The sequence below is a fragment of the Martelella mediterranea genome, assembly GCF_021021415.1.
GTDB lineage: Bacteria > Pseudomonadota > Alphaproteobacteria > Rhizobiales > Rhizobiaceae > Martelella > Martelella mediterranea_C.
Window position 1 is genome coordinate 1 of the sequence record NZ_JAINWJ010000021.1, and the last position, 9568, is coordinate 9568.

Genomic DNA, 9568 nt, shown 5'->3' on the forward strand with positions numbered 1-9568 from the left:
CTGATATCACTCAATAACTTTTAAATCGGCCTCTCAGATATTGCGTGGCGATGTCACGGTCTCTGATTGGCGAGGTTTCGCCATATTCGCCGCCCGAGGCAATCAGCAACGTGGCCTTTTTCCCCGTGACCAGGCCGCTGCCATCGAAGCCGAGCGTCAAGCCTTTGCGCACGATATGGTCGACCCACGCCTTGAGCGCGGCGGGAATGTTGTAGTTATAGACCGGAGTGGCGATGACAAGCTCGTCGCAGTCCAGAAGTTCCCGAACAAGTGTATCGGAAAGCGCCAATTGTGCCTTCATCTCCGCCGTCTGTGCATCGGGCGGCGTGAAATAGGCCGCGAGCCAGGGCATCGTGACGTGGGGCAGGGGCTCTTCAGCAAGGTCGCGGGTGATGACCATGCCGTTCGGCTGCTCCGCCTGCCATTCCCATGCAGCGCGTTCGGCGGCTATCTTCGAGCGTTCATAGGCGGAGGTGTCGGCGGGGTCGGAGACTGACCAATCTTCCTCTGGAAAGGGTTCGCCCCGACGACTGAACTGGAACCCTCGTGTGGAGCAATCGTGCTGCCTTGCACACCGATCCGTCGCGAATCCAACGGCTGTATCTGATTCAGAATGATGCAATGAACATCGTTTGCAAAAAAGAGAATTTGGACCCGGGAACCAGATAGAATTGGTTCGCATACCAGAAGACAGCAAATGCCACGCCGATGCTTTTGAAGTATAAAGTAACAATATGGCTGAACTAACTGGCGCGGGATTTTACCCAACTTTGATTCAAGCAAAGTGACGGCTCCAGTTCATCGGATGAGCGATGAGTCCGCTCTCAAGCTGTCGCATTTTTTCTTGAGCGGAGAACGTGTTTCCATATGGAGCGAACCAATGTGAATGCGGCAAGGGCAAGGATCAGCATCGCGATTGGCCGATCGAAGAAGTAGCCGAGGGTGGCATCAGAAAGGATCGCGGTTTGGCGGACGGCCAGCTCGAAGCTTGGACCGAGCACAAACCCAATAATGAAGGTCACGAAGGAGAAGTCGAGCTGGCGCATCACAAGCCCGATGACCGCGAATCCGACCACCAAAGGCAGCCCGAAAGTGCCGGACGTGAGATAAGCTCCGGTAAGACAGATGAGGCCAATTACGGGAAACACAACCCGTGCAGGCGCACGTGCAGCCAGGGCAAATATCCGTAGGCCAGAATAACCAAGCAAAAGGTTTGTCATATTGGCGATGACCATGGCCGCAAACATGCCGTAGACCAATCGTCCCTGCTCGTGCATGAGGTTTGGCCCGGGCTGGATGCCGTGGACGATGAACGCGCCAAGGATCAACGCGGCTGCTACGTTGCCGGGTATTCCGATTGACAGCAACGGAATGAAGTTCGCTCCAACGACCGAGCTGTTGGCGGCCTCGGCGGCAGCAATCCCTTCAATGTTTCCCTTGCCGAAGGTCTCTGGGCGCTTGGAAGCGCGCACTGCGGCATTGTAGCTGATAAAGGCAGCCGCGCTGGAGCCAATTCCGGGAAGGGCGCCAATACCCGTCCCTATGGCGGCCGACCGCAGGATTGTGCGTAGACAACCGCGGAATTCGGCCCAGCTTAATTGCTTGTCCTGCGGGTTATTCGAGCTGAAAGGCAGGTGGCTATCGGCGTTGGCACCGCGCATCATCACGAGCTGGCGTAGAACCTCGGCCATGGCGAGCACCCCGATGCCAACGGCTGAAATGGGCAAACCATCCATTAGGTCGGGCATGCCGAAGATAAAGCGACTTGTGCCGCCTTCGGGGTCAAGGCCAACGGTCGCCAACAACAAGCCCAGAAATGCGGCGATCAAACCTTTAAACATCGATTTGCCGACGAGGCTTGCGATGATCGTGAGCGCGAAGACAATGACGGCCAGCATCTCCGTCGGCCCCATCTTGATGGCGATCAAGGCAAGCGGAGCGGAGACGGCGAAAAGGACGAAATCGGAGAGGCTGTCACCGGTTACGGACGAAAAAAGCGCCATCTTCAAGGCCTTGAGACCCTTGCCCTGTTTCGCCAACGGATGTCCGTCGAATGCAGTTGCAGCCGCTTCGGGCGTGCCAGGCGTATTCATCAGAATGGCCGATACTGCGCCGCCAACCGTGCCGCCCTTGTTGATTGAAACAAGAAAGGCCAACGCTCCAACGGGCGTGAAATAGTAGGTCAAAGGCACTGCGATAGCGATCGCCGTCAGCGCTGAGAGTCCGGGTATTGCACCAAAGATCTGGCCGATAAAAACGCCCGCAAAAATGAGCACGAGCGTTTGAACGGTAAAGGCGTCCGAGAATGCGGTTATGACGGTTTCAAACATGACGAGCCAATCAGGGTAACGGTATGCCCAGTAAAATTTCGAAAAAACCCCAGAGCAGAAAGGGCGGGACAACTGCGGTCAGTAGAATCGCCCACCATGTCCGTTGCCCCATGAAGACTGTCAGAGAACCGACGATGAATATGCCGCCGAGGAGATAGCCGACGTTCAACATCAGAGCGACCGCAACTGCAAAGAGCGCCAGAACAATCGCAGTCAACACAATTGTTCTCGTGTTAAACGGTGCAGGTGTCGTCTTGTCAGGCTCAAGGAACAGACGATGCATGCACATTAAGGCTCCCAGTATCCCTATGGCACCGACGGCAACATCAGGCATCAGCCGGGGAGAAATCTGAACGAAATCGTTTGGTTCAACCCAGGCCGGAATACCCCAGAGCCAGACCACGAGTGCCAGTACAGCAATCCCGGCCCCTACGAGGGCTTCAAAAGTCCGCACAGACATAGCGCGACTCAGTTGCCGGAAGCCGCAAGAAGCTTCTTGTAGTTTTCGGTTGAGTCCTGCACGTTTTTACGAAGCTCTTCCGGCGTCATGACGGTTGACGGGAAACCCAACTTGCTCTCGACCATCTCGACGACACCCGCGCTTTCAGCACCGCCAGAAAATGCAACATATAGTTTTTTGAATATCTCTTCGGGAATGCCCTTAGGCGTGAAAAACATGAAGACGGTATCGTCGGAAACATCGTAGCCCATTTCGGCAAAAGTCGGGACATCCGGCGCGTTGGTCAAACGTTCTGACCCATAGGCAGCCAGTATTTTCAGCTCGTCACCGAACCGCTGGTGGACGCCGGCACTCCAGCCGATGTCTATATGGCCGCCGATGACGTCCTTCATGATCTCCGCACCGCCCTTGGTCGGAATAATCTTGAGGTCGTAACCGTCTTGGGCCGCAACGTGGCTCATTATGAGGTTTACAGCAGGCGAGGAAGAGCCAAGCGAAATTTTTGGCCCGGACTTAGCGGCGGCAACGACATCTTCCCAGGAGTTGTAGGGCGAATCTTTACTCGCCACCACCGCGTTCTGCAGTGCGGCGGCCGATGTCAGGTAATCAAATGTATCTGCGTCATATTTGACGGAATCGGATGCAAGGGGCGCATAGGAAAACGTCGAAGTGACAGCCATACCGATCGTATAGCCGTCTGGCTGTGCATTCATGAGCTTGGTGGCCGCCACCACGCCGCCGCCGCCGGGGACATTTGCAATGACAATCGGTTGACCCAGGGTCGCTTCGGCTTCCTTCGCTATCAAACGTGCCAGCGCATCGGTTGCGCCGCCGGCACCGAAGCCGACAAGCACGGTGATCGGTTTTTCCGGAAATTCTGCAAATACTGGTCCGGACATCAAGCCGAATGCGATTGCGATGGACGCAATACGGCGTATTGCACCAAAGTGTGTCTTAGTGGTCATTTCTTGCCTCCTCCTTGCAAGTGTTCTGTCACGGTAGACGTGAGAGGCAGCAATGCCAAAATACAGGTTAGAAATATTCGTTATACCGTTTGTCTATAGCCACTCGTCATCATAAAGCGCCATCGGGGTTGCCGGCCATCGGCCATCGGCCACCACATCCCTCAAAACCCCGATCAGTACTTTGCGAACTGCTTTAACCGCTGCGGTCATCGGGCGGTTTTTAGGCCAGGTCAGCGAAATCGTCCTTTTCGCTTCGGGATCGACGATCTTCCACGCAGCAAGCCTGTCCAGATCCCAACGGCTTCCAATCAGAGCCCAGTTCATCACTGTATATCCCAATCCACCCTCCAGCAGCGAGTAAAGGACATGTAGGCCAGTGATTTCATAGGCTGTATTAAGGGTGATGCCTTCAGCAGCAGCCAGTTCCTCAATCGCGCGACGCAGCACCACCCGCTTCTGGGTCTGAATCAAGGGAAAGTCAGGCAATTTTGCCAATGGTATTTCACCTAACCTCGGTGAAACGCCATCCCACTTGCCCACGAGATAGAGGTTCTCCTGGAATAATGACATTGCTTCGAGGTTCGGTATATCCGCAGCATTGGGAACCAGCCCAAGGTCTCCGCGCCCGGAAGACATGACGTCGCCGCTTTCGAAACTGAGGCCTTCTACGATTCGCAGCTTGATCCGCGGAAGTTCCATCGACACTTTCTGATGCATTGGTGCCGCAAGCAGATAGGCTGCCGTCAGCGGCAGAGCCACCAAAACCTCTCCGCTTGGCGAATCGTCGTTGCCAATCATTTCCAGCCGGGCGGAATCGATTTGCCGCAAGATTGACTGTGCATGTTCGCCCAGACGTATTCCTGCCGATGTTGGGGTCACACCCTTATTCGTGCGTTCGAACAACTTGAGACCCAGTTCCGCTTCCAGTGCTGCAATGTGCCCTGACAATGCGGGCTGCGCAATGTGCAGCGCGCGGGAAGCAGCCGAAAAACCACCTTCGCGGAGCACGGCGTCGAAATATTGAAGCTGTCTGGAATTCATGTCTCTTCCCCTTTCGCAATAATAAAACCTTATAGAGGCCAGACTCAATCTGTTTTTCGGAAATGGCCAAATCTCGCGGTAGTTTTGCGCGCACTATATCCGGGAGGAAACTGATGAACTTGGGACAAGTCGTGCAGCGATCCGCACGTTACTGGCCGCACGCGATGGCTGCCATGGACAAAACTAAGTGCCTGACCCATGCCGAGCTTGACGCCGAGACAGACCGTCTGGCGAGCGGCCTTGTAGCCGCAGGGTTTCCTGTCGGCTCACATATCGCCATGCAAGCGGAGAACTGCACCCAGGTTCTTGCCACTGAGATCGCCTGCTACAAGGGTGGCATGGTGAAGGTGCCGATAAACGCACGCCTTTCGCCAGAGGAAACCATCCATGTTGTCAACGACAGCCACGCGGTTGTCATCATCGCAGGGTCGAAACATGCAGCTGACCTCGCGGCACGGCGCGATCAGATGCCCCGGCTCAAGATGATCGTGGCAATCTCCGGAGATGCCGGTGACACTTCATATGAGCAGCTCCTGGAGCTTGGAAGAACCGGAATCGAAAGTCAAAATCCGGCCGACAGTGACTTGGCCGTATTGCATTACACTTCCGGCTCCTCGGGCGTGCTTAAGGCAGCAATGCAAAGCTATGGCAACCGCCGCGCGCTTCTGCGCAAGAATCTGATTCGCCCCGGTCGCGATGGTGGTATCGGCGTGATTATGGGCCATGTTGGGCCGATCACACACGCTTCTGGTATGTCGATCCTGCCAACCCTCTACATGGGTGGCGGAAATGTGCTTTTTGATCGTTTCGACATCGACGAGGTACTCTCGACCATTGAGAGAGAAAAGATAAACCGCATCTTTTTTGTCCCAACCATGGTGTCACGCATTCTCGCGTCCGGCTTGGTACCAAAATACGATCTTTCAAGCCTCAAAAGCGTTACCTATGGAGCCGCACCTATGGCTCCGAGTGTTGTTGAGGAAGCCATGGCCGTTTTCGGGCCGATCCTGTCACAGGGTTACGGCGCTGGAGAGACGACGTCGACAGTGACCGTTTTGACAGCTGAAGATCATGTCGCGGCGCTTGCCGGCGACCGCTCCCGACTGGCCAGCTGTGGCCGTAGCTATTTCGAAAACGAATTGCGCATTGAGCGTGAGGACGGCACGGAAGCCGATATCGGCGAAGCGGGTGAGATTGTCGTGCGGGGGCCTGATGTCATGCTTGGCTATTGGAATGCACCCGAATTGACCGCCGAGGTCTTGATCGATGGAGCCTATCACACCGGCGATGTGGCTACACGTGATGAGGAAGGCTATGTCTTCATCGTGGATCGCAAGAAAGACATGATCATCTCGGGCGGCTTCAACGTCTATCCTTCGGAAGTCGAAAAAGTCTTGTACCGCCACCCGGCCGTTTTTGAAGTTGCTGTTGTTGGTGTGCCGGACAAGGAATGGGGCGAGGCCGTCAAGGCTGTGGTCGTCACCAAAAGCGGAATTGAAATTACACCAGACGCCCTGGCAGACTATTGCAAGGAAAATCTGCCGGGCTTTAAGCGGCCCCGCAGCTTTGATTTCGCAAAAGACCTGCCACGCAATCCCAACGGTAAGATCGTTCGCCGCCAGGTGCGCGATGCATATTGGGCCGCTTCGGAAAGGAAAGTGTGATGCAAAATGCCATAACCGATCCTGGCCAGAGCACGCGCGAGCGCGCGCTGTCGGACTTCCGGGGTGGCGCCGCCGCCCGCACAGCCGTTGAGCCGTTGATAGACTTTTTGACGAATGATCTCGCAACATTCGAAAAGGACAACGGCATTGACTGGGATACCAGCGTGCCGCACGAGAAGCTGCGCGCGGTCTGGAAGATGTCCGCTGCCCGTGGCTTCTATTCCTACCTGCTTCCGAAGGAGCTTGGCGGTCAGGGGCTCTCCGTTGCCGATATCTGTGCTGTCCGTGAGGCTGCGCTCATGACCGGAACGGTTCTCGCACCACATGTGTTGGGTGACCTTTCCGGCCCGCCTCGGATCGGACATCTCTTCAAACATGCAAATGACGATCAAGTTGAAGCCTTCCTGAAACCGATTCAATCCGCCGAGCGCGCTGTCTGTTTCGCATTGACCGAAGCTGGCGCAGGTTCAGATGCTGCCTCGATCAAGACAAAAGCGGAGAAGCGCGAAGGCGGATATGTACTGAACGGCGTCAAGCGCTTTATTTCAGGCGGAAGCTTTGCCGACTTCGCCATAGTTCTTGCCGTCACGGACCCTGACGCAAAGGGTAGAGGCATCTCGGCCTTTTTCGTCGATCTGCATTCCAAGGGTGCCTCCAAGCGCACCGATTACGAAGTCCTGTCCGGCAAGGGCTCTCATGCCGATCTGGTGTTTGACGATGTCCACGTTCCCGATGCCAACCTCATTGGCGAGGAAGGCACGGGTTTCCGCCTCGGCATGGCGCGGATTTCCGTGAACAGGCTGCTGCATTGTTCGACGATGATGGGATATGCGCGGCTGGCGCTGACGCTTTCAGTCGAAAGAGCGGACGGTCGCCAACAGTTCGGTCGTTCGATCGGCAGCTTCCAGGCGATTCAGCATATACTGGCAGATATGGCGACAGACCTTTACGCTGGTCGCTCGATGATGTTCGACGCGGCGCGGCGGCTTGATGAAGGCCACGATATCCGGACTGAAGCCGCCATGTGCAAACTCTTCTGCGCGGAGAACGGTTTTCGCATAGCCGACCGGGCCATGCAGGTGCATGGCGGGGTGGGTTTGCTGAAGGGCGGACCAATCGAATATATCTTCCGAAATCTGCGTACCTTCCGCATCGTTACCGGCACATCGGAGATTCAGAAAAACACCATCGCGAAATCCCTCCTGGGCGGGGCGGGCTGATGCCGGGCTTCGCCGCGCCGCTGACGGGAAAGAGCGTTCTCGATCTCTCACTTCTCTATCCTGGACCGGCCACTGCGGCCACGCTTCGTACCCTCGGGGCCGAGGTGACAAAGATCGAGCCCCCCAAAGGTGATCCAACCGAACAGTTGTTTCCGGCAACCTACAGAATGCTTAACCGGGGCAAGACGATCATCAGATTGGACTTAAAAACAGGGTCCGGCAAAGACGCCCTGGCAGCAATGGTTGCAAAAGCTGACGTGCTTATCGAAAGCTTCCGCCCGAAAGTTCTCGCACGGCTAGGCATCGGCACCGACTGGCTTCACGCGATTAACCCTCGGCTCGTGATCGTGTCGATCAGCGGGTATGGAGCGACTGGACCTTACAGCCACTATCCCGCACACGACCTCACAGTGCTCGGTCTTGCCGGTTATTTTGGTTTGCCCTCGCAGCTGGAACCACAGATCGTGCGTCCCAACATCCGTTTGGCCGATGCGCTCACCGTCAACGCTGCTAGTCTGGCTGCATTTGCGGCCATTGTCGAAGCTGACCGGACTGGGGAGGGCCAAACCGTCGACACTTCGATCTTCGATGCCATGGCCGCCGCCAGTCTCACCATGTTGTTGTCGAAAGATCAGCGCGAGGCATTGCCAGCCCAACAATCTCAGGTCATGGCCGACAGCGCAATTTACCGGTGTCGAGATGGGAAGTTCATTGCCATCGCCACGCTGGAAGATCACTTTTGGGCCGAGTTTCTGAATTCAGCGACACCTGCGGACCACCCTTTGCGGGCCGACACGTTCAATACGCGGCTTGGCCGCGACAGCGCCAAGGAACACCTGGCCGAACTTCTGTCAAACCTGTTTGCCACCCGCGACCGAGATGAATGGGCTTCGATCTTCGCATTGGGACAAGCGCCCATTGTTCCTGTCTGGGAGGGAGACGAAGCGTTGAAAGACCCCCATCTGCGTGAAAGAGGATGCATCATGACATGGGAGTCCGCAAGTTCGTCATTCCAATTCCCAAGCTTCCCAGCCGTCATCAACGGATGCCGCGAAGCGAACGCTGAAGAGACCTGCCGCGAACATTTCGAGTAGGCATATTTCTTCTCCTCGCTCCGGATGAGGGCATGTAGAAACGTTGAGGGCGATGTCCGGTTGCGCTCTACGCGTCCGGCTACGGAGCAGATTATCGCCGTCGTGCCGTAAAAGCGGCCAGTAATGGTGCAGACCGTGGATTTAAACCAGAGCCCGAAGGGGTTCGCACCAGCGCATTCATTAACCTGCAATAAGAGATCGCTTTCGCTTCACCATGAGAGTATTGTACCGCCCGCTTTGGAAAAGTGGGACACGCCGGTTTGAGCAGTTCGGTGGAGGCAATCCTGAAAGCCACCATTCATTATTTATCACTGAGCTTTGCCAGGTAATCCCGCAACATACTCACCCGCTGCGGACGAAAACTGGCGCCGTTGACCGAAAGGCTCTCGATCCAGCCGTCCCTGAACATCCGGAAATCATCACGCAGACAGCGCCAGGCCAGGACCGTCAGGATGTGATCATTATAGATGATGGCAAGGGGGCGAATGATGCGCTGGCTGGCGGTGCCCGCTTGATCGCGATCGCCGATCTCGATCTCCGTGCCGTATCACCAGCCAGGCGCCGCTTGCCGGCCTCGAGAATTTCCTTCGACCAGGTGTAATACATGCTCTCGGCGATCCCTTCCGGCGGCAGAGCGCGGCGATACTGTCCTCGCCGCGCAGGCCTTCCAGCACGATGCGGATCTTCTCCTCAGCGGAATAGGATTTGCGGGTGGCCCGGCGGATATCCTTGATCGCCTTGTCTGCCGTCGGCTTCTGCTGCCCGGATTTCTGTCTCATCTTTGCTTCCTTTGC

The 9568-nt window shown here is 56.2% G+C and carries 9 protein-coding genes and 1 pseudogene; 3 read left to right on the top strand and 7 right to left on the bottom strand.

The window, feature by feature from the left end; translation table 11 throughout:
• Nucleotides 1-10: 10 nt before the first annotated feature.
• The 5 genes from K7H91_RS25565 to K7H91_RS14275 all read right to left on the bottom strand — a co-directional run bounded on the left by K7H91_RS25565 (nt 11) and on the right by K7H91_RS14275 (nt 4796).
• A complete protein-coding gene (locus tag K7H91_RS25565; protein ID WP_269066227.1) occupies nt 11-682 on the bottom strand; it encodes an FMN-dependent NADH-azoreductase in 672 nt (223 codons plus the stop codon).
• 142 nt (nt 683-824) lie between these two features.
• Complete coding sequence (locus K7H91_RS14260; protein WP_230720937.1) at nt 825-2330, bottom strand: tripartite tricarboxylate transporter permease; 1506 nt, start codon at nt 2328-2330, stop codon at nt 825-827.
• A 10-nt stretch (nt 2331-2340) separates the two neighbouring features.
• Nucleotides 2341-2790 carry a tripartite tricarboxylate transporter TctB family protein gene (locus K7H91_RS14265; RefSeq protein WP_230720938.1) on the bottom strand — a complete coding sequence of 150 codons (450 nt, stop codon included), beginning with the start codon at nt 2788-2790 and terminating at the stop codon, nt 2341-2343.
• 8 nt (nt 2791-2798) lie between these two features.
• Nucleotides 2799-3755, bottom strand: a complete 957-nt coding sequence (locus tag K7H91_RS14270) for a tripartite tricarboxylate transporter substrate binding protein (RefSeq protein WP_230720939.1) — start codon at nt 3753-3755, stop codon at nt 2799-2801.
• A gap of 93 nt (nt 3756-3848) precedes the next feature.
• Nucleotides 3849-4796, bottom strand: a complete 948-nt coding sequence (locus tag K7H91_RS14275; protein ID WP_230720940.1) for a LysR family transcriptional regulator — start codon at nt 4794-4796, stop codon at nt 3849-3851.
• 113 nt (nt 4797-4909) lie between these two features.
• On the opposite strand from K7H91_RS14275, the gene K7H91_RS14280 reads away from it, so the two are divergent.
• From K7H91_RS14280 to K7H91_RS14290, 3 genes are read left to right on the top strand one after another with little or no spacing between them, the layout of a single operon-like run.
• Entirely contained in the window at nt 4910-6460 is a 1551-nt protein-coding gene (locus K7H91_RS14280; RefSeq protein WP_230720941.1) for an AMP-binding protein, read from the top strand.
• Entirely contained in the window at nt 6460-7680 is a 1221-nt protein-coding gene (locus K7H91_RS14285; RefSeq protein WP_230720943.1) for an acyl-CoA dehydrogenase family protein, read from the top strand. Before K7H91_RS14280 ends, K7H91_RS14285 begins: the two co-directional genes overlap by 1 nt.
• Complete coding sequence (locus K7H91_RS14290; RefSeq protein WP_230720942.1) at nt 7680-8774, top strand: CaiB/BaiF CoA transferase family protein; 1095 nt, start codon at nt 7680-7682, stop codon at nt 8772-8774. The genes K7H91_RS14285 and K7H91_RS14290 overlap by 1 nt, the downstream gene beginning before the upstream one ends.
• Nucleotides 8775-9075: 301 nt before the next feature.
• Here K7H91_RS14290 and K7H91_RS25710 read toward each other — a convergent pair whose 3' ends face one another.
• Nucleotides 9076-9309 (bottom strand): WYL domain-containing protein, encoded by a 234-nt coding sequence (locus K7H91_RS25710; RefSeq protein ID WP_330166009.1) that lies wholly within the window; start codon nt 9307-9309, stop codon nt 9076-9078.
• Between the two features lie 2 nt (nt 9310-9311).
• Nucleotides 9312-9553 (bottom strand): annotated as a pseudogene (locus K7H91_RS14300) (transposase); the annotation flags it as partial.
• Nucleotides 9554-9568: the final 15 nt, after the last annotated feature.

What these genes read in the sequence shown, in the direction of transcription:
- K7H91_RS14275 (WP_230720940.1), bottom strand. Translation starts at nt 4,796, where the DNA reads ATGAATTCCAGACAGCTTCAATATTTCGACGCCGTGCTCCGCGAAGGT.
- K7H91_RS14265 (WP_230720938.1), bottom strand. Translation starts at nt 2,790, where the DNA reads ATGTCTGTGCGGACTTTTGAAGCCCTCGTAGGGGCCGGGATTGCTGTA.
- K7H91_RS14270 (WP_230720939.1), bottom strand. Translation starts at nt 3,755, where the DNA reads ATGACCACTAAGACACACTTTGGTGCAATACGCCGTATTGCGTCCATC.
- K7H91_RS14285 (WP_230720943.1), top strand. Translation starts at nt 6,460, where the DNA reads ATGCAAAATGCCATAACCGATCCTGGCCAGAGCACGCGCGAGCGCGCG.
- K7H91_RS14280 (WP_230720941.1), top strand. Translation starts at nt 4,910, where the DNA reads ATGAACTTGGGACAAGTCGTGCAGCGATCCGCACGTTACTGGCCGCAC.
- K7H91_RS25565 (WP_269066227.1), bottom strand. Translation starts at nt 682, where the DNA reads ATGCGAACCAATTCTATCTGGTTCCCGGGTCCAAATTCTCTTTTTTGC.
- K7H91_RS14290 (WP_230720942.1), top strand. Translation starts at nt 7,680, where the DNA reads ATGCCGGGCTTCGCCGCGCCGCTGACGGGAAAGAGCGTTCTCGATCTC.
- K7H91_RS14260 (WP_230720937.1), bottom strand. Translation starts at nt 2,330, where the DNA reads ATGTTTGAAACCGTCATAACCGCATTCTCGGACGCCTTTACCGTTCAA.